We start from the raw sequence: 24,749 nt of genomic DNA, 5'->3' as shown, positions 1-24,749 counted from the left end.
CCTCAATATCTCTTCTCTCTCCTTCTTTGTCAATTTAATTGATGACACGCCCTAGGAGGATTTGGAATTTCTTTACTTGTTTTATGGGAAATAAATGCAATTTATATTGGAAAAAAATTTCAAAAAGCTTTATCTCAAAAAGAAACGATATGTTAAAAACAGTGTCTTTATAGAAAAATTAAAATTTTATCTTTTAAAAGATCTTTTTAAAATCATTCATTATCTGAGTAAATTTTTTGTTATGATTTTGCTTGTTTCATTTGAAAAATCATGAAAATGAAAGTAAGACTTAAACATCCCAAAGTCCACCAGAGTAAGCTGGTATTTCCATAAAAATTAATGAGTGCACCGACGCTTAAAGGTGCAAGAAAATAACTTGAAGACCTTATTAAAGAAAAAGAAGCCATTCCGTAAGAAAGATTTTTGCCTGAACATTGGGTTGCAAACCAACCATACATCAAAAAAATAAAAGCTTGTTTTGCTCCTCTGATGATAAAAAATAAAAACAAGAGAATATGTTCTTCCTTAAAAAAGAAAGACAAGATTGAAGCAAAAAGGCCCATGCAAACGGTTAAAAGGAATGTAATTTCATATCCCCATTTATCTCCTATGCGCCCTGCTATTGGCATTAGGATAAGAGCCCCTAAACTTGTAAAAGAGTATGCCAAAGCTGCATTTCCTTCATTCAACCCTGTGCCTTCAAAAAAGATGGCTAAATAACTTCTAAATGCCCCACCAATACTTGACATTAAAAAGATTGACATAAAAATTAAAGGTGCCATAAGAACGATTCTAGAAAAGGAACCAGAGGAAGTATGAGAGTGTGTAACAGTTTTATTTTGTTTATCTTTAGAAATGGTCTTCCATTTTAAAATAAGAAAATAGCATATCCCATTTCCCACCATACAAGCTCCAAATACCATAAGGGGTGACTGTAAAAAATCTACGCAAGCCGCGCCCAAAGCTCGAGATAATGCAACTTCAATTCCCATTAAACTAAAAAACGTTGCTCGATAAGGAGGCTGAAAAATCTCAGCTTCAAAACAAGCTATTTCCAGGAAAAGGAGCCAGAAAAAAAATCCTATTATAAAGCGCAATGGAAAATCGTAGGATGTATTAATCAGAAAAATCATCAAACCAAAAGAAATAAATAAAGTTATCAGTGAAACATGTAATCGATGCTTCAAAAGAAAATGTTCACGGATTTTTGGGAAAAAAAAGGTGCTTAAGAGAGCGCCCAGACAAGGCATTGCAAAATTCAAAGAAATTAAATCGGCTTTGAAAACTGAAAGTTGATGAATATCAAGGTTTACATACGTCGTAATAAGGGCACAGCTCAAATAAAGAATACCTGATATCAATATAATAAAATAAAAATCTTGCTGATTGTGTATCCCATATTTTTTAAGAAAATTTTGAGAAAAAGCCGAAATTGATTTCATGTTTTTGGTATCCTACCTTCGATATTTATTTTTTTACGTTAAAGGTAATTTTTGTTTTTAAAGTAAGAATTTATAACGTGTTTTTCTTTTATTTTTTATAAGGATACTCAATAAGAGTAGACATAAAAGAGATATAAGTCAAGAGGATGAACGAAGCTCTTTTAAGAGAATTTGTATAAGATTTTTGCGTTTTTAGATCATTCTTACATACATATGATATGTAACATTTTCTCTAAAAGAAAGATTTCTTAAATCCATGTGACAAACTGATTTAAGGAGGGTCCCTGAGTCATCGCAGGTTCCTTCTTTGCTTTTAACAGAATTTGGTCTTACCTCTAAAGAAAAGAATTTTCGCGTCATTATAAAAAATTTAAGCGAAAGAATCCGCTTTTTCAGTAAGAGAGAGAAACTTAATTCGAGGGCTCGTGGGATCTGATTTGTTCTCAGCATCGTCTTCATTGACGGGACTTAAAACCAATCTTTTAACGAAAGAAGTTAAAGAGCGGGCATCTTTCCGAGCTGGCTTCAATGTTAGTCTCCATTTACCTATGTGGGGACTTTTTTCAAGGAGAAGCCCAACCTCTTTTGAAAATCTTTCAAGTGCGTTTTCCATCCTCTTTATATGGGGATTATGTGCCGGAATCTCTAAGGTAAGAGTTTGATAAGATCTCATTTTTTGGGACGTAGATGGATCAGAACAAAGCGTGGGTAAGAATATTTTTACAAGATAGGGACCTAAGAAAGTCATAAGTTTTCTTCCGCGCGCATCAGGCTGAATGTAGGCCATGAAATTCAAGTTTGTTCTATCCTCTTCTTCGAAAATAAAATATCCTAAAAAAATAGGATTTGAAGGATCTGATATGTCTTCTAACACGAAGGGCAGAAGAGGGTTGTAATTAGGTCCTGTTTCTAATTGTTTGCTCCAGTATAAAGTATAAAGAAGTTCTGTTCTGCACTGTGTCATTGTGCTGAGGCTTATAGAGTCATCTTCATTTTTTCGTGCAATAGAAAAAGGGCCAGGAGACTGATCTGGCTTTGTGATATCAGAACTTATAATATTCCGGAGTCGTATGGAACAATCATTTATGTTAAGTTCTGCATGAATAGAGAGACGATGTTTTGATTGAGGGGGACGGGAAGTCTCCTCAAGAGAAAAGAGAGGAGCTTGCATAGCATTTATGGGATTTAGGTAAGAAAAAAACACAACAAAAATCACAATATAAAACGGAGTTTGTTTTTTATCCATTGCTCCTCCTTAGCAAAAATTTGATATAAAAATTCGGAAAATAAACAAGAAGGCGGAGTGATTAAGAGAACACATTAAAAGCGATATTTATCTAAAAGAATGCTTTCCATGTCCTAAATTTTTATGTGAAAAGAGAGTGCTGTCAAGAATTTTATAATTTTTTATAAAATTAAATTTTAAAATCAGGAAAATTAGGAAAACTATAGATCCTAATTAGAGCTAAAGTTTAAAAAAAAGCTGATTTTCGTCTCTGTTGTTGTAAACGTTTCATAGGCGGTTTCTTCTCTTGAGAAACATTGCCTTCTATGCTCAAGCGAGAGCTTTGAGAGTGAAGGTTATGACGTGCTCGTGTGATTGGCCCGAGCGCAACAGGATGAGGTGTTGGTTTTTGTTGGGTTAAATTGCCTCTTTGAGGAGCAGCTGAATGGGCTCTTTCTTTTTTAGGAAGATGGATAAGATCAAGAGACCATCGTAACGGTGTTGAATGAGAAATTGGAATTTGAACTCTTGTTGCGAATCTTTCAACAGCACGGTTAATTTCATCAATATTTGGAGGGAGACGATAGAAAAGCTGATAGTGAAGCGTTTTATAGCTTGAAGCTTTTTCGTGTGTTAAAGGATGCGCAAGAAGCGTAGGGAAAAATTCATGTAGAAGATATTGCCCAAGTATCGTCATAACACCTTTTCGTTGATAAGGTTTCACAATATGCGAAAAGAGCTTCAATTCATCTTTGGATTTATGATGGATCATCACATATCCCATAAATCTTGGATGAGCAGGTTCAAAAATATCTTCTAAAACATAAAGCACTGTAACTTCATACTTGGGACCTTCTAATCGATTCTTCCAAAGTCCATAAGAAAGAATTGTTTCATCGTGTGTTTTACTGGTTTTTCCTGCTTCATAGAGACTTGGAAGATCATACTTCATATCTTCATCATTCATTCGAGCCAATGAGACCAATCCTGGGGTGCCATCAGGGTTTGTAATGTCTTTCTTCTCAACTGTTCTCAGCCCCATGCGAGAGTTTTCTGTTGTGATTGTTCCTTGAATGGACAGCATTTTTTTTGAGGATTTTCTGGATGCACAATTTCTTCAATGACAGGTGGAACTGCCTGTAAGGAAAAACTGGAGAAAAAAACAGGGAACATGATGTTCAAAAAAAGTAAATGGTTCTTTGGTTCATTATGGTCATGAAAATTTATCTTTAGACGAGAATTTTTATTTAGAGAAATCAATACATGAGATGAATTATAAAAAAATGTCAAGTTCTTAGCATTTTTTATAAAAATTTTTTGTGTTAAAAAAATTTGAGGATATGTTTAGACCAATGGCCTCTTATTCCATATAAGATAAGAAGTTGCGCGCGGCCCTTTATAAAAACCATAAAGAAAAATTCTTTAAAGCTTAAATTTCTCAAAAGCTGTTTGAAGGATGGGAAGCGTTTTCTTATGCGTAAAATTAACATCCATGGGCGTAATAGAAACATACCCTTGAGAAATTGCTTCAAGGTCTGTATTTGATGGAAATTCTTTTAAATCAGCTTGAGGACCAATCCAATAATAGACTCTTTCTCTTGGATCAAGATTTTCACTGATTTGATCAACACCGGCAGGTCGGAACCCTTGTGAAACAACACGCACTCCTTTTACAGAGGATGTAATTAAATCTGGGAAATTAATATTGATCAAAATGTGTTGGGGCCAACCGGTTTCAAGAAGTTGTTTAATGATGGAGGGCGCAAAATGTAGTGCCGTAGACCATTTAGGAGTTTCTGTTCGTGTGACAACTTGACTCAGAGCAATTGAGGGGATGTTAAGAAGTATGCCTTCCATGGCAGCTGCAACAGTTCCTGAATACGTTGCATCTTCTCCTATATTTCCTCCAAAATTAACACCCGAAAGAATAAGCGTTGGCTTTTTTCGGGGCAGAATTTTTTTTACAGCTAAAAGCACACAATCTGTAGGTGTTCCATCAACGCTATAACGACGATTTGCAAGTTTTCGAATTCGTAAAGGTTTTGAAAGCGTTAAAGAATGACCTGCACCACTTTGCTCTTGTTCGGGTGCAACAGTCCAAACATCATTTGAGAGTGTTCGCGCAATTTTTGTAAGAATCTTAAGTCCAGGCGCATGAATTCCATCATCATTAGTAACAAGGATGCGCAAAGAAGAAAGAGAATAATTCTCAGAAATTTTATTCAATAGTACCATGGGATGTAATCTTTTCAGCGTTGTTAAGATAAGGACTTAAAGCAAAAGGGATGCGAATAGATCCATCTTCTTGTTGATGGTTTTCAAGAAGCGCAATAAGAGCGCGTCCAACCGCAATACCCGAGCCATTAAGAGTGGAAACAAAAAGAGGTTTTTTATGAAGAGGATCTTGAGGACGATATCGTGCATTCATGCGTCGTGCTTGATAAGAGCCACATAAAGAGCAGCTCGAGATTTCACGGTAACAATTTTGGCCAGGAAGCCATGCTTCAAGATCGTATGTTTTTTGAGAGGCAGGACTGATGTCTTGTGTTGCAAGGAGCATAACACGATAGGGAATTTCAAGACGCTTAAGAACTGTTTGAGCAGCCATGAGCATGCGTTCGTGTTCGGCGGAAGCTTGAGAGGGCGTTGTAATACTTACCAATTCAACCTTTCCAAACTGATGTTGACGGAGCATGCCGCGTGTATCTCGGCCTGCAGATCCGGCTTCTAATCGAAAACAGGGTGTGTAAGCTGTTAGGCGAAGAGGAAGAGTACTTTCTTCTAAGATTTTTTGAGCAACTATGTTGGTTAAAGGAACTTCTGCTGTTGGAATAAGCCAGTGATCACTTGTTGTTTTAAAAAGATCTTCTGAAAATTTAGGAAGATTCCCCGTTCCGAATAAAGCATCATCTTTAACAAGAAGGGGAAGGGAAACTTCCTGATATCCAAATTCTCGTGTATGGATATCTAACATAAAAGAAGCAAGGGCACGTTCAAGATGTGCTAAGGGCCCTTTTAGGATGACAAAACGCGCACCCGAAATATAAGCAGCCTGCTCAAAATCCATAAGCCCAAGGGATTCACCTAATTCAAAATGCTGTTTGGGTGTAAAAGAAAAAGAGGGGGGGGTCCCTTCTTTTTTTATTTCTTTATTGGCCGTTTCATCGCCTACCGGAAGATCTTCTTGTGGAAGGTTTGGCAAAGAGGCAAGAATATTAAAAATTTGTTGATGAAGTGTTCTTTCTTTTTCTTCAAGTTCTGGGAGAAGGTTTTTAAGCTGAGCGCCTTCTTGGACAAGCGCTGTTATATCTTCCCCTTTTTTCTTAAGTTCTCCCATTTTACGAGCTGTAACATTGCGCTGTTCATTGATTGTTTGAATTTCTGTTTGGAGCGAACGTAAGGCCTCATCCATTTCTAAAAGAAGTGTACTTTGGGAAGATACCCCACGACGTTGAAGCCCTTGATCAAAAAAATCTTTATTTTCACGAATCCATTTGAGATCAAACATGTTTTTTTAAAGTCTCACTTAAATACTCATTACGACGAATGATCCAAATTGTCCCTTCATAAAGGATCATTAGGGGGATAGCTAGCAAAATTTGGCTTAACACGTCTGGAGGCGTTAAAATTGCAGCCACAATAAAAATTAAGATTATGGCATATTTTCTGTTTAACGCAAGTCCTCTTGAAGAAATAATCCTTAAGTGTGCAAGTCCGATTAAAATAAGAGGAAATTGAAAACTGAGCCCAAAAGAGACAAGGAAGCTAAAGGTAAGCGAAAAATAATCACTCATACGTGCTTCAAGAAGCAGAGGTAAAGGCAAGGAGGAATGTTCAAAGCTTAAAAAAAAGCGCCAGGCAAGAGGAATCACAACAAAATAAGAAAAAAGAGCCCCAAGATTAAACAAAAAGGGTGAAATTATAAAACAAGATTTTATGATTTTTTTTTCTTTTGGCTTGAGTCCCGGTGCTATAAATTTCCAAAATTGATAGACAAAAATTGGAAAGCTCAAAAGAATGCCCCCCCAAAGAGCAACTTTTAAATAAGTTGTAAAAGCTTCCGTAAGCCCAAGATAGATTATGGTATGAGGATTCTTTTGTGTTTCTTTTACAAAAGGAAGAAGGAGAAGTCCAAAAATTTCTTCAGAGAACAAATAAGATAACCCGCTGCCAAAAGTCCAGGCAATGAAAACAATAAGAATTCTTTTCCGTGCCTCTCGAAAATGTTCCAAGAAAGGTTTTGGAGAATCAAAGTCAGTCATTCCGACCACCTTTATAAGAGGAGGGAGGCGTGGGAGGCGTTTTTTTTGTAAAATTTTGAATTTCTGATGCTTCTAAAGCATTTTCAATAGAGCGCTGGAAATGATGGCTGAAAATGCGCATTTTCTTATAAAGACGACCTGCTTTATGCAGTAAAATCGGCCAATCCTCGGGTTTTAAGAGGATAACAGCAAGGACAAAGATAAGGATAATTTCAAAAATACCAATCGAAAACATTAGAATTTTTTCAAGGCTTTTTTACTTTGGAAGAAGAGCCCTTCTTTTTTTTATAAGAGGGAAGTTTTTCTAAGGAATGTCCTGATTTTTCTTGATGGGGAGGGTGATCTTCTAGATTCATACCATCCCGAAAAGATTTAATTCCTTTCGCAAGATCTTCCATTACCTTCGGAAGTTTTCCAGATCCAAAAACAATTAGCACGATCAAGAGGATTAAAATGATTTGCCAAAATCCGATACTCATTTATGGACTCCTTAAAGAAATGCGATGGGTATACCGCTTAAGATCCTTATTATATCAAGAAGCCCGTTAAGGAAAGGAAAAAGAATCCATGACAGAAGAGGAATCGGAAATCCTAAAAGGGCTGACGTTAAAAAAGGAAAAGAAATTAAAACAAGAAGAATAATCATACCATAACGTTCAAGATGTAAAAAGCGTTTTCCGAGTGTTGGAGGAAGGAGGGCCCCTAAAATACGTCCGCCATCAAGTGGCAGAATGGGAAGCATGTTAAAAATAGCTAAAATACAATTAATTTGAATGGAGGTAGACAAAAATGTTTTAAAATCTGTAAATAAAAAATCAGGAAAGAAAGGGATAACATAAAATGCAAGGGCAGAAAAGTAGGCAAGAAAAATATTTGTTAAAGGGCCAGCTGCTGCAACTTTAAGAGTATCCCACCTTGGATTTTTAAGAGCATTAAAATTAACAGGCACGGGTTTTGCATATCCAAAAATAAAAGGAGCATGCACAATTATGAGAAATGCTGGTAATAGGATTGTTCCAAAAAGATCAATATGTTTGAATGGATTTAAAGAAATTCTTCCTCTTTCATAAGCAGTTTTATCTCCACACTGAAGAGCTACAAATCCATGTGCTGATTCATGAAGCGTAATAGCGAGGATAACAGGAAATCCAAGGAGAAAAACATTTTTAAGAATGAAGAAAAATGTGTCCATATGTTAAGATCCTTTTATTACTGTGATATAACAAGGGATTTTTTGGTTTTGCAAAACCAAGCAAATATTTTCTGCTTCAGATTCTGATTTAAAGGCACCAATTTGAATTTGAAATTGAACTTTCCCTTCTAATTTTTCATCTCTTGTAATTGTCATGGGCAGATTTTGAAGAAGAAGTTTATTCTTTGAACGAAGCCGTCTCCATTCTGTGTGTGCATGTTCTTTATCTTGAACAGGAGGAAGTGTAACACAGTAAAACTGAGAATTTTGGACAGAAGCAGCTGGTTCAATACCTTGCTCCATAAGCTCTTCAAATATGTCTGACCAAGATTGAGGGGTGCTTTCTTTTGGAGAAGGGAAATTTGTTTCAGGATCATAAAGAGATTCAAGAGAAGGGGGCGGTAAAGGCTGATCTTTGAGAATTTCCGTACCTTCCTCTAAAAAGGAGGTTGGATCGGTTAGAAATGCAGAAAAGTCTTCGTCTGGGGTTTCTAATTTTTCTTCTTTTTTGATAAGTTGATTATAAATTTCTTTATCTTGATGGAGAATAGGTGATCCTCCTGGGTTTTGAGATTTTATTTTGAACGTTTCATAATCAGGTTTAAGAAGAGGAGCCGAATAGAGAGACGATGAAGAATGATGTGATTCTTTATTAAGAATTCCCCAAAAAAGAAGACTTATCAAAAGAAGGCTTAGGCATCCTAATGCAAGAAAAATCTTCATCTTATAAGAGTTTTCTGACGCAAGGTATTTGAAAAATTGTAACACGTTTTTCTTAAGCTCCTAACGCATTTCATCAAGTGCTTGCACACCCAAAAGTTGAAGACCATTTGAAATAACTTGAGCAATACACGTTAAAAGAACCAAGCGATCTTGTGTTTTTTCAAGAGACTGAGGATGAATAAAACGAAGTTCGGTATTTTCTTTTCCCATATTCCAAAGCGCATGAAAATGAGCGGCAAGATTATGGAGGAAAAAACCAATACGATGTGGCTCTAAAGAGGAAGCTGCAAGCTCAATATGCCGGGGCCAAGAAGAGAGAATTTTAATTAAATTAATTTCTTCTGCCTCTTGAAGAGATGAAAGAGAAGCTTTAAGGAGGCCGTCAGGTGTTAAATCAAGATTGGGAAACGTTTCTAAGGCTTGCCTTTTCACAGATTGAATACGTGCATGGGCATATTGAATATAAAAAACAGGATTTTCAGTCGACTTTTCAAGAACTTTGGAAAAATCAAAATCAAAAGGGGCATCACTTTTACGCATTAAAATAATAAGTCGGAAGACATCTTTTCCAACTTTTTCAATGACTTCTTGAAGCGTGATAAATGTTCCGGAACGCTTGGACATTTTTAAAGGAATTCCATTTTCCATTAAATTAACCATTTGACACAAAATGACTTCAAGATGATTTTTTCCATGGGAAAGGGCTTCAACGGCCGCTTTAATGCGTTTAACATATCCGCCATGATCTGCTCCCCACACATTGTAAAGAGCACCTTGTGTACGGCTATATTTATCATAATGACAGGCGATATCTTTTGCAAAATACGTCCAAGATCCATCAGATTTTTGAAGAGGCCGATCGATATCATCTCCAAAAAGCGTTGATTTAAAAAGAAGTTGTGGTCTTGCCTCCCAATCTTCTGGAACTTTTCCTTTTGGTGCTTCTAGAATACCTGTATAGACAAGATTCTCTTTTTTAAGTGTTTCGATCATATGTGCAACGACGCCTTTGTGAAGGAGTTCATTTTCAGAAGTAAAAACGTCGTGATGAATGCCGAGAAGATTTAAATCACTTCGAATAAGGTCCATCATGGCCTTGACAGAAAAAGCACGGAAAGTTTCAAGCCATTCTGATTCGGGTGTATTTTTATAAAGAGCACCATATTGTTTGGCCAAAGCTTCTCCCACAGGAATAAGGTAACTTCCGGGATAAAGGCCTTCAGGGATAGGGGGGACTTTTTCTCCAAGAGCTTCTAAATAACGGATATATACGGATCTTGCAAGTGTATCGGCTTGCCCTCCCGCATCATTAACGTAATATTCCCGAATAACACGATATCCAACATTTTCAAGAAGTGTCGCAAGAGCATCTCCAACAACAGCCACCCGTCCATGCCCTGCATGCATTGGGCCTGTTGGGTTCACGGAGACATACTCAACATTGACAGTTTTACCAGTGCCTTCGTTGGATTTTCCATACGAAGGGCCGTTTTCTAAAATTTTTTTTAAGTAACTGCGCCAAAAATCATCGGAAAGCCGCATATTAATAAATCCAGGTCCTGCACTTTCAACCGATGTTACACATTCAAAGGCAGATATCTTTTTTTTAAGTGTTTCAATAAAATCTTGGAAAGATAAAGAAGAAGATTTTGCAAGAACAAGAGCTGCATTCGTTGACATATCACCATGGGTTTCATCTTTTGGAGACTCCAAAGACACCTTTGAGAATTCACAGGGCGTGGGTAGAGTATTTTCTTGTTGAAGCTCACTTAGAAGGGTTAAAAGGCGATGATGAAGATCACGAAAAAGATTCACGGCACTATTTCCTAACGTTTAAAAAGAATTTTATTTTTTAACGATGATTATTTTGGTATACCTCTGATTGCGTCTGTTATCCAGAAAATTTATTTTTTACCCTCAAATGAGAGGAAAAAATTTAAAAGAGAGGTTGCTGTGCCAAGCGAGTTTACAATAACGCCTAAAGCTCAAGATCAGTTAAAAAAGGTTCTTTCTAAAACGGGAGACTCTCCTAAAAAAAATATAAGATTTCGTATTTTAGTAGAAGGAGGCGGATGTGCTGGGTTTCAGTATGTTTTCAAAATGGATGACACTTACAATAAAGAAGATCAGATTTATGGAGAAGAGCCTGGAGAAGTTATTATTGATGACATTTCTTTAGGGCTTTTGAAAGGAGCTTCTTTAGATTATGAAGAAGAGCTCATTGGCTCCCAGTTTGTGATTAAAAACAATCCGCAAGCAACAACTTCTTGCGGATGCAAGACCTCTTTTTCTGTGATTTAAGAAAAAGTAAATTTTTCAGGCTGTTAATGATAAAGACTCAACTTGTTTTTAAGCCGTTTGAAAATAACTTTCTTTAGAAGAAAATCACCAAAAAAGGTAGAAATCACCTAGGCAAGACTCCTTTTATGTGAGATAGAAAGATGTTCTCTGATAGTTATAGGGTCGAGATCAATCTCTCCTTCCCAGCAAACCGTTTTTACAATAGGGTCTATAGATACTTTTTTAAATTCATTAATATTATTCCAGAGAGAAAACACACCTTTTCCAACGAGATGGGCCAAATCTACGAAACCAGTTTCTCCGTCAGCAAAAGTAATTTTTAAAATATAATTTTCTTGAGCGCTACAATTTACAATTTTAAATTTATTGTCCATGATATGCCTAGTATAAAGGTTCTATTTTAATTAAACGTTGATGATTATGTTATCAATCTCAATTTTTTGATTACCCTTAAAAAATAAGAAATTACTTTATAAAACAATAAGAAAATGCTCATTAAAAGATAAGGTATCTATTCACCATAAAAAATTTAACTCGTTGATATAATTTAATTATTTCATAAATCATTATTGCGCTTGTCGAGAAGAAGAACTTCTAAATTTTCTTTCGTGTACTGATAAACAATTCGATATTCTCCTACAGAAACTCTTAAAAAAGAAGTCCCTTTTATAGACTTAACATCATTTGGAAGGGGCTTTAAGATTAACTCTTGTATCTTTAAGGCGCATTGATGTTTGTGCTTAGGAGAAAGAGATTTTAAAATTTTCTGCGCTGATTTAGAAAAATTAATTTTAAGCATTGAGCAATTCTTTTAAGAAAATTTCACTTTCTTCAATCCCAATAAAGCCCTCTTTAAGTGCAGATTGTGCTTTAAGTGCTAAAAAATCTTCTTCAACTTTTTCAAGCCGTTTATACTCATCTGTTGAGATAAGAACAGCAACAGGTTTGTTGTTTTTATCAATTGTAACAGGCCCTTTCATGGCACTTGTTAACAATTGTCCAAAACGGTTTTTTGCATCTTTAGCAACAATATGGAACATTATTTTTTATCCTCAACGTGTAAAAAAATAGCTATTATATCTATAATAGCTATTTTTGATTGTATGTTAAGACGATAAGGCAGATTTTTTCTTGGCAAGACACATAGAGGAAATGCTGTGAAAATTTAACCCCTCTTGCTTAAATCCAAAAAGACACGCTATGATGGAATGTCTTTCACTTATTAAAGCCAAAGGTTCATCATGGTAAAGATTACAAAAAAAGCTCTCTCTCATCCACAACAGTCAAAATCAAAAGAAAAAAAACATGTTAAAAACAAGAATGAGAAAGAAGAGCGTTCTGAAAAGATAAAAGCAGCGCAAGCTTCTTCTCATGAACATTCTTTAGCTTCTAAGGAGCCGATAAAAAAAGAGAAAATTATTTCTGACGTCTCTTTAAAAGATGAAAAAAATGAAGAGAAATCAAAAGGCTCTAAGCAGAAATCTTTTGTTATTTTTTTATGGGTTTTAGGAATGGCTGTCCTCGTTTTAATGGGAGCTCTTTTTTGGGAAGCAATGGAAGAGGGAAAAAATGTTTCTTCCGTTTCTTCCGAAGTTTCTGATTTAGCAGAAACGCAAGAAACACTTGAGATGAGGATAAAAAAGCTTGAGGAGAATCAAATTATTTTAAGAACTCAGCTTGAAAAATTTGATCTTCTTGAGAAAGATTTTGTCCAAACCCAAGGTGAAATGGCAGCTTTAAACGGGCGTTTAAATGCACTTGAAAGCAGGCATTCCCAAGTTATTCTTCCTCAAGAGACAGCTCTTTTAGCAAGACAAAGTAGTGCTGATCAAGCCCATCTCCGTCAATTAGAAGAACGTGTTTCAGAAATTGAAAAAATACTTCTTTTAAAAAACAAAGCAGGTCAAGAAAGCCTCAAAGTGATGCAGAGTTTCTCAAATTTGCAACAAGTTGTCTTAGCGGGGCGTCCTTTTGAAGAGGAATTAAAAGCATTGATGAACGAAATTGCGGTGAGTGATGAAACGCTCCAAGATCTTTTAAAGTCTTTAAAGCCTCTTTCTTATGAAGGGATTGCAACGCCTGTAGATCTTTATTTGTCATTTCCTAATGTTGCAGATAAAATTAGCATCATTTTGCGTCCTGAACCGCAGAATTTTAAAGAAAAAATTTTATCGCGGATTAAAAATCTTGTTAGTGTTCGGCGCATTAAAGGGGGAAGCGTTACAAAAGAAACACTTGATAGGACGCTTGTTAATATTGAACAGGTTCTTGGCTATGGCGATCTTAAACGGGCTCTTGAAATGTTGAAAAGCATTGGTCTTAGAGAAGAAGGTGAGATTCGGGAATGGATAATATCCGCAGAGCAATATATGGAGACACAAAAAACTTTACAAGAAATAGAAGGTTATATTTTAGGAAGTGCGTTTGGCGAAATTAAAGGGATTAACATTAAAGATAATAAAGGTAAATAAAGGGAGTCTCTTAATGGTACGGTTTTTTATTTTTTTTATAAAGCTTTTTATTCTAGCCGCTCTTGCGCTTTGGATTATCCAAATTCCAGGAGAAGTACTTATAGAATGGCAAGGATATCGTATCCACACGTCCGTCGGTGTTTCTGTTGGGGTTGTCGTTCTTCTTAGCATTCTTTTTACTTGCCTTTACATGATCGGACAATTCTTTTTAAAATTGAAAGACCGTGTTATAAAGGCCCATACTTTAAGAAAATATAAAAAAGGATATCGCACCCTTTTAGAAGGCATGCTTTATTTTTATGGCCAAGATATTGAAAAAATATTTGAGAAGTCTCATAAACTTCAAAGCTTATTTCCATCTCCTGTTCTTGGGCTTTATATGGAGGCTCATGAAAATCTAAGACAAAACAATAATGAAGCCGCTCGAAAACTCTTTTTAAAAATTAAAAAAGAAAAAGAAGGCTTATTTTTAGGACTTTATGGATTAACAAAGATTGCATTAAAGGAAAAAAATAATATCCAAGTAAAAACATTAAGCGAAGAGCTTTATAAATTATATCCGACACTCCCTTGGGTTCTTTACACACTTTTTGATGTTTATTTAAAAGAAGAGGAATTTGAGAAAGCCGGGCTTATTTTAGATCAAATTAAGCCTTCCTCTCAAGAGGAGAGAAAACGTAAAAATAGTCTTAAAGCACTTTTATGGTACAGAAGATCACAAGCTCCTGATTTGTCGCGCGATGAAAAAATGGAACTCTTATCTTACTCGAATGAATTTTCTCCCGGCTTTGTTCCAACAGCATGCCTTTACGCAACATACCTAAATGAAGATGGGAAAAGAAGCAAATCTTTAAAAACAATTGAGCGTGCATGGCAAATTTCTCAAAATTTTATGTTGGGACATACATATCTTTCTCTCTCTCCTGTGCAGGATAAGCTTGAACCTTATCGCATGGCTCTCCACTTATTAGATTTGACACCCGATTCAAGTGTTGCAAAGCTTTTGGTTGTGGAAGCAGCTCTTAAAGGTCAGTTATGGGGAGAAGCAAGAGCCCACTTAGAAAAAATTTCTGAAACTGAGAGAGGCGCCTTTTATGAAGAGCTCGTGGCTCAACTTCTTGAAGAAGAATCAAAAGACTATGAAGGAGCCCGTGAAAAGCGAAAAGAAGCCATGATGCGCTTGATCGCAAAGGATATGATGGAAGGCTATGCTTAGAAGAATACGTATGATTTTGAGAAGGATTTTGTTTTCTTGAAATGTAATTTTTGTGTTTATTTTAAACCGTTCTATTGAAATTTGAAATTTTAATGACTATCTAACTGAAGGATGGAATTTAAGATTTATGTTTCTATTTTTTATGAAAAATATTTAAAATAATGCTTAGGTTTAAAATTAAATTGAAGGAAGAAAAAACCTTTTTTTGTAGAAATGCGCGTGGTATTTTTTTGTCTAAAATCCTTATTTTAAAACGACTTTTTTTATCTGTAAATTTTCTTTTTTTCAGCCTCTTTATGTATGAGGCACATTCTGCTAAAGATCATCCTGTTCCCAATCGATATGCTTTTTATCAACAAAAACTCTTCGATGATGGATGTCATATATTTCCACGCTTTAATTATCCTTTATGGCAAAAGTACAAAAAAAGAGCTCAAAGGGGTGAAAGACTCTTTGAGGAGGAAGATTTTATAGCAACGGCATGGGCCGTGCAGCATATTAGTACCTCGTTAGAAGTTTTTTATAGAACTTTTGATTATCTTTTAGCAGAAGAAGAGAGCGCGTTTAGAAAATATTATGAAAGCCTTACAAAAGAATTTACAAGTATGGCACGATTTACAAACGAGGATGGCTCTCTCTATCATAAAGTATTTCCCACACGAATTATTACAAAATTGTTACGTTCCGTACATGCGCCCTATCAATGTTATGAATTTGCGTCAGATGTAGATATTCGTATTCATGTTCCTACTCCTTGTTATCTAACGCAAGAAGGTAAAATGATGCGAATACAGGATGCTGTTTCAAGAGAGGTCAGAGAAGAAGAAACGCCTCTTTCCTATACAATAGTTAATTCACGATCTTTTCTTTTTATCCCTCATACATTAAGGGGGAAACTCCCGAGAAACGTTGGTCTTTTTGAGCTTATCCTTTTTATGAATGGCATAGATAGAGATAATAATCCTATTGATGAGCACCACAATCTCCATGCTGCTTATAAAGATTACCGAACGAAACTCATTCAAGTAGAAGCTGAATTAAAGACTCCTGGGTCACATCCTTATTCTCAAGCTCTTCCAGACCTTTTACTTGAAAGTGTTATTGCTAAAATCTTATCTCAAAATCCAGCGTTAAAAGATAAACTCTTAAATACCATCGACTTTTGCCTTACACCCTGGAAACATTATCAAAATGTATACCATCCTAACTATCCTGGAAAAAAAGCAAAAGATTTTATGCCGTGTGAAGATCTTATGTTGGCTTTTTATGTTTCACAGACAAGCCGGTTTGTATATGCGTCTGCCATCAGTAATGATGCATTTCTTGAAGTTATTGAATGTGAAGAGAGTAAATTAATAAGATTTCTTCAAACACGATGGGCATTTAAAACATTTCCAAGCGCCCAAGAAATTTGTGAAAAGGCTGCCTACCAAAAACGTGTGCACCTGAGAGGTAACCATCAAAGAGTATCTTTTCTAGAAGCATGGGAAGAATTAGTTCCTTTAATCGTAGCGTCCGGTGCGACAGCTTTTCATTCATTTGATTGTCATGGTTCCATACGTGTTTTTGATGAAGATTTAATACCTCAAGAATTTACAAATCCCAAAGTAGGAAAGCGCTTACGTATGCATGTTATTGATTCAAGCTATGCAAGGAATTTAGGTCGTTGGTATATGAGGCCTGGAACAGAAGATGATATCTTGCCGGGAACATTAAAATAAATTCCGTATTTTTAAAATTCATGCAAAAAAATGATTTTCTTATTTTTTAAAGAAAAAAAGCTATCCTAAAGCGCCTTGAGTTTGATATAAGAAAGATGGGAATGGGTTTTTTGGGCAAGTGGGCTTTGAAACCCGGTCAGGGCCGAGAGGCAGCAGCCGTAAAAAGCACCCCTTGGGTCATTGAGCTCATTCCTTTTTGATTTTTTTTGATACTTTCTTATCTTTTAAGGTGCCTTAGGTGAGCCTTCAAAATTCCTCAACTTCAAACTCTTCGCCATCCTCACAAGAGTCAAAGGGCTCTTATCAAGTTCTTGCGCGTAAATGGCGTCCTCAAGCTTTTAAGGATGTTATCGGCCAAGACGTGATGATTCAAATTTTATCGAATGCTCTTAAGAGTAATCGTTTAGGACATGCTTTTATTTTAACAGGGGAACGTGGGGTTGGAAAAACAACAACAGCACGTATTTTAGCGCGGGCGATTAATTGTGTAGGGAGGTCTCTTAATGAAAGCGTGGAGCCATGTGGAACATGTGGGCCTTGTGTAGATATCTTAGAAGAGAGACATCTTGATGTTATTGAAATGGATGCTGCGAGCCACACGAGTGTGGATGATATTCGCGAGATTATTTCATCTTGCCGATATCTTCCAGCATCAGCGGCGTATAAAGTTTATATCATCGATGAAGTCCATATGCTTTCTAAGAATGCTTTTAATGCCCTTTTAAAAACCTTGGAAGAACCTCCTCCCCATGTAAAATTTATTTTTGCAACAACAGAAATTCATAAAGTTCCCGTGACAATTCTTTCAAGATGTTGCCGATTTGATTTAAAACGCATTTCTGCAGAAGAAATGAGTTCTTATTTAAAAACAATTGTGTCTCAAGAAAAAAGCAAGGTTGATGATGAAGCCATTGCTCTTATTGCCCGATTTGCAGATGGGTCTTTACGGGATGCGATGTCTCTTCTTGATCAAGCTCTTAATATGTTTCAAAGAACGGACGCAGAATCATCAAAGGCTTTCTCTCTAACGGCGTGTCATGTTCGGGATATGGTCGGTGCTTTTGAAGGCTCAGAAATGATCACGTTGTTTGAGTCTCTTCATAAGGGAGAGATGAGTAAGACATTAAAAATGACAGAGAACTTTTATCAAAAAGGGGGCGATTCTTCTCGTTTAATAAAAGATTTGCTCGATATAACGTATATTTTGTCACGTCTTAAAGTTGACCCGATGCTTGATTTGGGCATAAGGACAAAAGAAGATCAACACCACCTTCATGCTCTTGCAAAGACCTTTTCCGTTCCTGTTCTTCAACGAACATGGCAAATTCTTTCAAAAGGATGGGAAGAAATCCGTTCATCTCCCCTTTCGGCTTTGGCAAGCCAAATGGTGCTCATGCGGCTTGGATATATCCAAGATCTTCCTCCTCTTCATACATGGTCTTCTTTCTTTTCAGAAAAAGGAGCAGACATAAAAGAAGAGTTTGTGCGGGATCAAGAAGAAAGTAAAATTGAAGAAAAAATTGAAAAAGACATTGAAACGACGCCTTTAGAAGAAAAAGTAAATTCGGGAAAGAAAACTGAAGAAGAAAGCATTCCTTCTTTTGAGAATTTGGAAGAAATAGCAGATTTTTTGTTGAAACATAAAGAGATTCGATTGTATACAATGCTTTATCAAGAAGCGCATCTGGTTGATATGAAAGAGGGTGTTTTGACTTTGCGTCTTAATACAGAGGCAGAGACAAAAAATCATCTTCAGTTAGCGCGGGTTTTAACAGCTTTAACGCATCGAAAGTGGATCGTTCAGTTGTCTCAAGAAATGGGTCAGCCTACTTTGCGTGATAAAAAAGAAGCTTTTGAAAAGATGCGTCTTCTAGAGATTGAAAAAGATTCTCTTGTGAAGGAAGTTTTAAAAACGTTTAAAGAAGCCCGTGTTGAAAAAATTATTGATGAACCGAAGGAGGAATAATGCAAAATTTTTCAAAAATGATGAAACAAGCTCAGAAGTTACAGTCCGATATGGCTTCTGTACAAGAAAAAGTTGCTCAACAGCATGTTGAAGGAACGTCTGGAGCAGGACTTGTTAAGGTGGTTCTTAATGGAAAAGGAGACGTGATCTCTGTTTCTCTGGATCCAAGTTTGTTGAATCCTGAAGAGGCAGATGTTCTTGAAGATTTAATTGTGGCGGCTTTTTCAGATGGTAAACGCAAATCAGAAGCGATGATGGCGACCGAAATGGAAAAAATTATGGGTGGAATGAAGGGACTTGGGGGACTTTCGCTTCCTTTTTAATTTTACCATGAAAATATCATCTTTAGAGACTCTTATTTTGCATTTGTCGAGGCTTCCGGGGCTTGGGCCCCGTTCTGCCCGGAGATTAGCATTACATCTTTTAAAAAAAAGAGAGAGTCTTGCTTATCCTTTAATGGAAGCTTTAAAGTCTGCGGCGGATGCAATAAAAGAATGTTCTTCATGTGGTAATTGGGATGAAGAAGATCCATGTTCTTTGTGTACCTCAATAGAGCGAGAGAATCATCTTCTTTGTGTTGTTGAAAGCATATCGGATCTTTGGGCTCTCGAAAGGATGGGAGAGTACAAAGGAGGATACCATATTTTAGGCGGGACATTGTCCGCTCTCGATGGAAGAGGTCCTGAAGATTTAAAAATTGAAGGCCTTGTGCGACGCATTAAAGCCTCTCAATTTGAAGAAATCATACTTGCGCTTAACGCAACAATCGAAGGGCAAACAACAGCCCATTATCTAAAGGATTATATTTCTCAACATACGAATTATACCCTCAAAATAACCCATCTTGCGTATGGTGTGCCCTTAGGGGGAGAACTTGATTATTTAGATGATGGAACCCTTATGACTGCTCTAAAAGAACGCCGCTTTTTTTAATCCAAGAAGCCAGCAACATGCATTAGGTATTTTTTGCTAAGTTTTTTAACTTAAAGTCACTGAGCATTTTAAAAGCACGACCATATTTATCTTTATGCTGGGTAATAAGATCAATCAACTCTTGATCATCGAGAGATGAAATATAAAACATAATGTGTTCGCGGTATCCTACATCCGATTCACATTTTTGTAAAAAAGCATGCAAAATCTGTGGATCTTTTTTTGAACGTTCTATGATTTGATGAATTGCTGAGGGTGAATGCGCCCCAGATGTGATAAAAGACCGCAAAGAATCAGCATTCATAGGAATTTCAGGGGCCTCCTTAAGGGATCCACGTCCAACAGATTTCATTGTTCTAATGCTTGCTTTTGTGGATTGAGGAAGAAAAGCCATTCCAATCATTATAGAAACACAAAGAGCGGGTGTTAGAAATGTTATTTTTTGTGCCATGGTAAGAAAATCCTTTTTTATTTATTAGAAAGAGACGTTTTTAAGATTTCTCATAATAAGACTTATTCTCCATTATAACAAATTAAAGATTTATGTTAATCCTTTTATTGAGGGTTTGTTCTTTTTTCTAAAATGATTAAAATTAAGAAAGGCACTTCGCATTTCCTTTTTTAATACGCTGACCAGACAAGGATTATCAAAATTTGAAGAAAATAAAAAAACTTATGATTTTTTTGAAGAAAACTAAGTTTTTTAAAAGTCAAAAATAGTCTTTAACAAATCCTCTTTGCTTCCTTTAAAGCACGATTTTATTGGAGAGTTTCTGCAGGAGCGTGTCGTACTTGCAATGATGTTAGCATCTTCTGGTGTTGAAACTGGGCTAACCGAAAAAGTAATCGTTTGCACTGTTGCGCTGTCATCTTTAAGAAGCTTACCAATCATAACATTATACTGGGTCTATAGAAACAGTAGATGGATCTTTTTAAGCAGATTTTCTTTTTTTATATCTGTGGTGGGAGAGTTTAATAAAATTTTTTCTTTCTGTTCTCTTCGAAAAGATTTTTTGCAAAATTGTTCGTTTTATCGGTTTTTGATCGACATCTGTCGTCACTTTTTCTGACACGGATTTAAGCTCTTCAAAGCCTACAAACAAAGTTATACACGTTATGAAAAGATATCTTGTCAGGGTAACCCCCTATTTTACACAATAAAAAACCGCCCTAAAACGAAGGGCGGTTTTTAGGAGTCTCAAATTTCTTTAATTTCCAGAAGGCAATGCCGAAGTTGCTTGACTTAATGTCGAAGCAGTTTTTGGAAACATGCCAGAGAATTTTGGTGATACGACGAGCGCACAGAATTCTGGATCATTTAAAAGTGTGACGAGCATTTGATCGCGATAGTTAATGTTGTTCTCAAGTTTTGCGAGTAAAGCTTTCATAACACGATCATCTTTTTTGGCTGCAGCCATAACTTTCGTAGTAACGTTTGGTGAGTTTGTTGAAGCATTAAGAAAATCATTCAACGCAATATCATCGAGGCCGATAATTTCCATTAATGTTAATTCTTGTGAGCTCGCAAGAGAAGCTGCACCTGCAGATCTTAGTTCGCTCGTATTTTTTGAAGTTTGTACACTTGCTTGTGCTACACTGGCAGAATCAATCCCATATGATACAAAAGCAACGCTTGCACAGATCAAAACTAAATGTTTTTTCATTTTTATCCCTTTATGTTAACTTATTAAGAACGGCCACTCTAAAACTTCTAGAAGGGGCTTTAGAAACCTTTAAATTAATGTAACTCCACCCCATGTAAAAATCAATATTTTACATTCATCAGAATAGCACTTAAATTACGTCATGGTAAACAATTAAGCGCTTTCTTATAAAATTGATCCTATCATTCACGTTTTAGATTGCAAAGATTAAAACGGTCAGAAGAAAACAAATTTTTAAAAGCCCTGCAAAAAAAGGGAAATAGAAATCGATCTTAAAGAAAGCATAAAGCTTAAAAAATGACAGAAAATATATAGAGAAGATGGAACAGATAAAAAAAGAAGGACTTTTAAATAAAATATTTCTTTTGCTCGGTTTGTTGCAAATGGGCAACGAGATAGATTAAAAGCCGGCTGTTCTTGGTAGCGGAGGAGGGATTCGAACCCCCGACACACGGATTATGATTCCGCTGCTCTAACCAACTGAGCTACTCCGCCAAATAGAGACAAGTTTGTTAAGCGTTCTTTTTAAAGAGAGAAAAGTGTATTATAGAGAAGAGAGCTGTTTTCATCTTGCAGAATGAGATTTTCCCTCTTTTAAGAAGCTCACCATTTTCATAGCTTAAGGAGCTTTTATTTGTCAAGGAATTTTCGAGAAAGTGTTTTAAAAGAAAATAGAAATTTTAACTTAAAAAATTATTTTAAAAAAGAAAGTTTAAGATTCTTTTGTTGTATTTAAAGAAAGGTTCAGGTAGGCAAAAAAGGAAGTTTTTTAAAAGAGGAATATGGTGCATAAAAGCTTAAACAAAGAAAATAAATTCTCTCAAATTTGGGTGGATATTCAATCTTATTTAGAAAATGAGATGAAAGCTGTTGATCAGTTGATACGTCTGCGGTTGCTGAGTCCAGTTTCTCTTATTTCAGAAATTTCTCAACATTTAATTTGGGCTGGCGGAAAAAGGATTAGACCTCTTTTAGTTCTTTTAACATCTAAGTTGGTGGGATATGAAGGCATACGATCCATTAATCTTGCCGCAGCTATAGAATTTATACATACGGCAACGCTTTTACATGATGATGTTGTTGATGAAAGTCCTCAAAGACGGGGGATTGAAACAGCTCAGACAGTATGGGGTAATAAAGCGAGTATCTTAGTCGGAGATTTTTTATTTACGCGTGCTTTTGAATGTATGATTGAAGATGGATCTCTTCATGTCCTTAAAATTTTGTCTCGGTCTTCATCCTTAATTGCCCAAGGAGAAGTTTTACAACTTGAAACGCTCCATGATCTAAATATGACGGAATCTCACTATCAGGAAATTATTGAAGCAAAAACAGCTTCTCTTTTTGAGGCCGCTTGCCATATTGGTGCAATTTTAGGGGGCATTCCTTCCGAAGAATGTGAGGATTTAAAACAATATGGTCGTTTTCTAGGTATTCTTTTCCAAATGACGGATGATATTTTAGATTATAAAGAAGCAGAGGGCGGCAAAGAAAAGGGAATTGATTTTAGAGAAGGAAAAGTTACATTGCCTGTGCTTTTAGCATATGAAAAAGGAAACGAAGAAGAAAGGGCCTTTTGGAAAAGAACTTTTTGTGAGCATCAACAACGGCCAGATGATTTTAAGAAAGCACAAAATTATCTTGAAAGACATCACGTTTTCCAAGATATTCAAAATAAGCTCTTAACTCTCAGTATAACGTCTAAAAAAATGCTTGAAATTTTTCCAGATTCTGAAGAACGTAAACTTCTTTCGAACTTAGTGGATTTTGTTCTGAGTCGAACATTTTAAAGAACAGAATCATTTGTTTCTTGTAGAAAGCCATTTGATTGAAGAGAAAAAAGATATTTGTAAAAACCATTAAGATTTAAAAGCTCTTGATGAGTGCCAGATTCAATAATTTCTCCTTTTTGAAAAACAAGAATACGATCCATTCGAGAAAGTGTCGACAAGCGATGTGCAATGACAATGCTTGTGCGGTTTTTCATCGCTGTTAAAAGACTTTCTTGGATGTTTTTCTCAGTTTTGTAATCAAGGGCAGATGTTGCTTCATCTAATATAAGAATGGGGGCATTTTTTAAAATTGAGCGCGCAATTGCAATTCTTTGACGCTCTCCACCAGAAAGATTTCCACCACGTTCACCAACAACTGTTTCATATCCATGGGGAAGGAGAGAGATAAATTCAGAAGCATGGGCTTTTTGGGCCGCGATGAGAACGTCATCTCGAGACGCCGTTAGGTTGCCATAGTGAATATTTTCATAAAGTGTTCTATGAAAAAGACTTGTATCTTGAGGAATAACGGAAATTGCATTCCAAAGAGAGGCTTGAGAGACATCTTTAATATCTTGACCATCGATTAAAATACGACCTTGCTGTGGATCAAATTGCCTTAAGATAAGATTTACAAAAGTTGTTTTTCCACTTCCAGAAAACCCAACAACACCAATTTTTTCTCCTCCTTTAAGGGTAAGGTTTAAGTTCTTAAAAAGAACGGGATGTTCTAAAGAATTTGATGTGTGATGAAAGCTTACATTATCAAAGACGATCTCTCCTTTTGTGACGTTTAACGCAGGGGCTCCAGGAATTTCCTGAATTGTAATTTTTTGTGTTAAAAGATCATAAGCTTGAAGTGAGATACCAATTTGTTCAAAAAGATGAGGAAATTCATAAGTGACCCACCACGTAGATTGCATAATATTTTGAAGAATTGTTAAGATAAATGCCACATCGCCAAGCGTTAACCAACCCATTTTCCACCCATAAAGACTTGCGGAAATCATTGCGGTATATTCAAGAAGACCTAAGATTCCAAGAATTGTTTTTAGCTTGGCAGAGAAAGCAAGTGTTTTTGTATATTTTTGAACGGCAGAAGTTTGATAATGGTCTAAATATTTCTTTTCATAATGGAATCCATTAAAAAGTCGAATTGTAAAAATATTATTAAGAGCATCGACAATTTTTCCTGAAAGGGTACTTAAAGCTTCCGATTGATCTTTAGCATAAAGGCTGGCTTTTTTTGACGCGACCCAAGAAATTCTTAAGTGGAGAACAAACCACCCCATCATAATCAGACCTAAGAGGGGAGAGAGCATAAACAATAGTAAAATTGCAATAAGCCCATTTAGAATGCCAGGGATGAAAGAGGTGCAAATGGTGTCAAAAAGTTCATAAGCTGCTCTGGGAAGATCATTGATTTTATTTGCAATAGCCCCTGGGAAGTTATTTGAAAAGTAGGTAAATGATTGACGTGCAACATACTCAATAAGATAAGTTCGAAGACGTGCCATATAGGGAGGCAGCAAAAAAGCGCGTAAAAAATCAGAACTTCGATAGATAAATTCTGTCACGAGAAAGAAAACGAGACCTAAAAGTAAAATTTTTCCTAAATCTTTAAAAATAGGCATTTCATTTAAAGGAATTTGTAAAGATTCAAGACGTGTTAATCCATCAATGATAAGTTTAATAAAATAAGGAAAAAAGCTTTGTTCGAGGGGCCACGCAAAAAGCCCGAGAATCAAAACAATAAAAAGTCCCTTTTGAGGTTTCATAAAATGAATGAGGAAACAAAAAAGGTGATAAATTTTAGGGTTTTGTATAATTTTCATGAAAGTTAGTCTCTTAAAAGTGGAAA

The 24,749-nt window shown here is 35.9% G+C and carries 25 protein-coding genes, 1 tRNA gene and 1 other RNA gene; 9 read left to right on the top strand and 18 right to left on the bottom strand.

The window, feature by feature from the left end; genetic code table 11:
• Positions 1–239 precede the first annotated feature (239 nt).
• The 11 genes from JSS34_01215 to JSS34_01165 all read right to left on the bottom strand — a co-directional run bounded on the left by JSS34_01215 (position 240) and on the right by JSS34_01165 (position 10,659).
• Positions 240–1,442 carry a hypothetical protein gene (locus tag JSS34_01215; GenBank protein MBS0184967.1) on the bottom strand — a complete coding sequence of 401 codons (1,203 nt, stop codon included), beginning with the start codon at positions 1,440–1,442 and terminating at the stop codon, positions 240–242.
• A 370-nt stretch (positions 1,443–1,812) separates the two neighbouring features.
• Positions 1,813–2,688, bottom strand: a complete 876-nt coding sequence (locus JSS34_01210; GenBank protein ID MBS0184966.1) for a hypothetical protein — start codon at positions 2,686–2,688, stop codon at positions 1,813–1,815.
• A gap of 226 nt (positions 2,689–2,914) precedes the next feature.
• Positions 2,915–3,751, bottom strand: a complete 837-nt coding sequence (locus tag JSS34_01205) for a hypothetical protein (protein MBS0184965.1) — start codon at positions 3,749–3,751, stop codon at positions 2,915–2,917.
• Between the two features lie 338 nt (positions 3,752–4,089).
• Positions 4,090–4,902 carry a 5'/3'-nucleotidase SurE gene (gene surE / locus JSS34_01200; protein MBS0184964.1) on the bottom strand — a complete coding sequence of 271 codons (813 nt, stop codon included), beginning with the start codon at positions 4,900–4,902 and terminating at the stop codon, positions 4,090–4,092.
• Positions 4,886–6,175, bottom strand: a complete 1,290-nt coding sequence (serS, locus tag JSS34_01195) for a serine--tRNA ligase (protein MBS0184963.1) — start codon at positions 6,173–6,175, stop codon at positions 4,886–4,888. The genes surE and serS overlap by 17 nt, the downstream gene beginning before the upstream one ends.
• The gene (tatC, locus tag JSS34_01190; GenBank protein MBS0184962.1) at positions 6,168–6,929 is read right to left on the bottom strand and encodes a twin-arginine translocase subunit TatC; all 762 of its coding nucleotides are present in this window, start codon (positions 6,927–6,929) and stop codon (positions 6,168–6,170) included. The genes serS and tatC overlap by 8 nt, the downstream gene beginning before the upstream one ends.
• The gene (locus tag JSS34_01185; GenBank protein ID MBS0184961.1) at positions 6,922–7,164 is read right to left on the bottom strand and encodes a hypothetical protein; all 243 of its coding nucleotides are present in this window, start codon (positions 7,162–7,164) and stop codon (positions 6,922–6,924) included. Before JSS34_01185 ends, tatC begins: the two co-directional genes overlap by 8 nt.
• 10 nt (positions 7,165–7,174) lie before the next feature.
• Positions 7,175–7,408, bottom strand: coding sequence for a twin-arginine translocase TatA/TatE family subunit (gene tatA / locus JSS34_01180; GenBank protein ID MBS0184960.1), 234 nt, complete (start codon positions 7,406–7,408; stop codon positions 7,175–7,177).
• 11 nt (positions 7,409–7,419) lie between these two features.
• Positions 7,420–8,121: a site-2 protease family protein gene (locus JSS34_01175; GenBank protein MBS0184959.1), complete on the bottom strand. Its 702-nt coding sequence runs from the start codon at positions 8,119–8,121 to the stop codon at positions 7,420–7,422.
• 3 nt (positions 8,122–8,124) lie between these two features.
• Entirely contained in the window at positions 8,125–8,844 is a 720-nt protein-coding gene (locus tag JSS34_01170) for an SPOR domain-containing protein (GenBank protein ID MBS0184958.1), read from the bottom strand.
• Between the two features lie 60 nt (positions 8,845–8,904).
• Complete coding sequence (locus tag JSS34_01165) at positions 8,905–10,659, bottom strand: arginine--tRNA ligase (protein MBS0184957.1); 1,755 nt, start codon at positions 10,657–10,659, stop codon at positions 8,905–8,907.
• 138 nt (positions 10,660–10,797) lie between these two features.
• Between JSS34_01165 and JSS34_01160 the strand changes: the two genes are divergently transcribed.
• Positions 10,798–11,145, top strand: coding sequence for an iron-sulfur cluster assembly accessory protein (locus JSS34_01160; protein ID MBS0184956.1), 348 nt, complete (start codon positions 10,798–10,800; stop codon positions 11,143–11,145).
• A gap of 107 nt (positions 11,146–11,252) precedes the next feature.
• Here JSS34_01160 and JSS34_01155 read toward each other — a convergent pair whose 3' ends face one another.
• The 3 genes from JSS34_01155 to JSS34_01145 form a co-directional block, all read right to left on the bottom strand.
• Positions 11,253–11,519: a DUF2442 domain-containing protein gene (locus JSS34_01155; protein MBS0184955.1), complete on the bottom strand. Its 267-nt coding sequence runs from the start codon at positions 11,517–11,519 to the stop codon at positions 11,253–11,255.
• A 182-nt stretch (positions 11,520–11,701) separates the two neighbouring features.
• Complete coding sequence (locus JSS34_01150) at positions 11,702–11,944, bottom strand: type II toxin-antitoxin system RelE/ParE family toxin (GenBank protein MBS0184954.1); 243 nt, start codon at positions 11,942–11,944, stop codon at positions 11,702–11,704.
• Positions 11,937–12,185 (bottom strand): type II toxin-antitoxin system Phd/YefM family antitoxin, encoded by a 249-nt coding sequence (locus JSS34_01145; GenBank protein ID MBS0184953.1) that lies wholly within the window; start codon positions 12,183–12,185, stop codon positions 11,937–11,939. The genes JSS34_01150 and JSS34_01145 overlap by 8 nt, the downstream gene beginning before the upstream one ends.
• Positions 12,186–12,386: 201 nt before the next feature.
• On the opposite strand from JSS34_01145, the gene JSS34_01140 reads away from it, so the two are divergent.
• The 7 genes from JSS34_01140 to recR all read left to right on the top strand — a co-directional run bounded on the left by JSS34_01140 (position 12,387) and on the right by recR (position 19,452).
• Positions 12,387–13,616 (top strand): hypothetical protein, encoded by a 1,230-nt coding sequence (locus JSS34_01140; GenBank protein ID MBS0184952.1) that lies wholly within the window; start codon positions 12,387–12,389, stop codon positions 13,614–13,616.
• A 13-nt stretch (positions 13,617–13,629) separates the two neighbouring features.
• Positions 13,630–14,832, top strand: a complete 1,203-nt coding sequence (locus tag JSS34_01135; protein ID MBS0184951.1) for a hypothetical protein — start codon at positions 13,630–13,632, stop codon at positions 14,830–14,832.
• A 230-nt stretch (positions 14,833–15,062) separates the two neighbouring features.
• The gene (locus JSS34_01130; protein ID MBS0184950.1) at positions 15,063–16,553 is read left to right on the top strand and encodes a hypothetical protein; all 1,491 of its coding nucleotides are present in this window, start codon (positions 15,063–15,065) and stop codon (positions 16,551–16,553) included.
• A gap of 99 nt (positions 16,554–16,652) precedes the next feature.
• Positions 16,653–16,748: signal recognition particle sRNA small type (ffs, locus tag JSS34_01125), an RNA gene on the top strand.
• A gap of 43 nt (positions 16,749–16,791) precedes the next feature.
• Entirely contained in the window at positions 16,792–18,519 is a 1,728-nt protein-coding gene (locus JSS34_01120; GenBank protein ID MBS0184949.1) for a DNA polymerase III subunit gamma/tau, read from the top strand.
• On the top strand, positions 18,519–18,842 hold the full coding sequence (locus JSS34_01115; GenBank protein MBS0184948.1) for a YbaB/EbfC family nucleoid-associated protein: 324 nt from the start codon (positions 18,519–18,521) through the stop codon (positions 18,840–18,842). Before JSS34_01120 ends, JSS34_01115 begins: the two co-directional genes overlap by 1 nt.
• A gap of 7 nt (positions 18,843–18,849) precedes the next feature.
• A complete protein-coding gene (recR, locus tag JSS34_01110) occupies positions 18,850–19,452 on the top strand; it encodes a recombination protein RecR (protein ID MBS0184947.1) in 603 nt (200 codons plus the stop codon).
• Between the two features lie 22 nt (positions 19,453–19,474).
• On the opposite strand, the gene JSS34_01105 is transcribed toward recR, so the two are convergent.
• The 3 genes from JSS34_01105 to JSS34_01095 all read right to left on the bottom strand — a co-directional run bounded on the left by JSS34_01105 (position 19,475) and on the right by JSS34_01095 (position 21,611).
• The gene (locus JSS34_01105; GenBank protein MBS0184946.1) at positions 19,475–19,903 is read right to left on the bottom strand and encodes a hypothetical protein; all 429 of its coding nucleotides are present in this window, start codon (positions 19,901–19,903) and stop codon (positions 19,475–19,477) included.
• Positions 19,904–20,660: 757 nt separating this feature from the next.
• On the bottom strand, positions 20,661–21,116 hold the full coding sequence (locus JSS34_01100; protein ID MBS0184945.1) for a hypothetical protein: 456 nt from the start codon (positions 21,114–21,116) through the stop codon (positions 20,661–20,663).
• A gap of 418 nt (positions 21,117–21,534) precedes the next feature.
• Positions 21,535–21,611 (bottom strand) — tRNA-Met (locus tag JSS34_01095).
• A gap of 287 nt (positions 21,612–21,898) precedes the next feature.
• Between JSS34_01095 and JSS34_01090 the strand changes: the two genes are divergently transcribed.
• Positions 21,899–22,906 (top strand): polyprenyl synthetase family protein, encoded by a 1,008-nt coding sequence (locus JSS34_01090; protein ID MBS0184944.1) that lies wholly within the window; start codon positions 21,899–21,901, stop codon positions 22,904–22,906.
• On the opposite strand, the gene JSS34_01085 is transcribed toward JSS34_01090, so the two are convergent.
• On the bottom strand, positions 22,903–24,723 hold the full coding sequence (locus tag JSS34_01085) for an ABC transporter ATP-binding protein (GenBank protein MBS0184943.1): 1,821 nt from the start codon (positions 24,721–24,723) through the stop codon (positions 22,903–22,905). The genes JSS34_01090 and JSS34_01085 overlap by 4 nt on opposite strands.
• Positions 24,724–24,749: the final 26 nt, after the last annotated feature.

It is taken from the genome of Pseudomonadota bacterium (genome assembly GCA_018242545.1).
Classification (GTDB): domain Bacteria; phylum Pseudomonadota; class Alphaproteobacteria; order 16-39-46; family 16-39-46; genus 16-39-46.
This window is presented reverse-complemented; position numbering and strand designations above follow the sequence as displayed.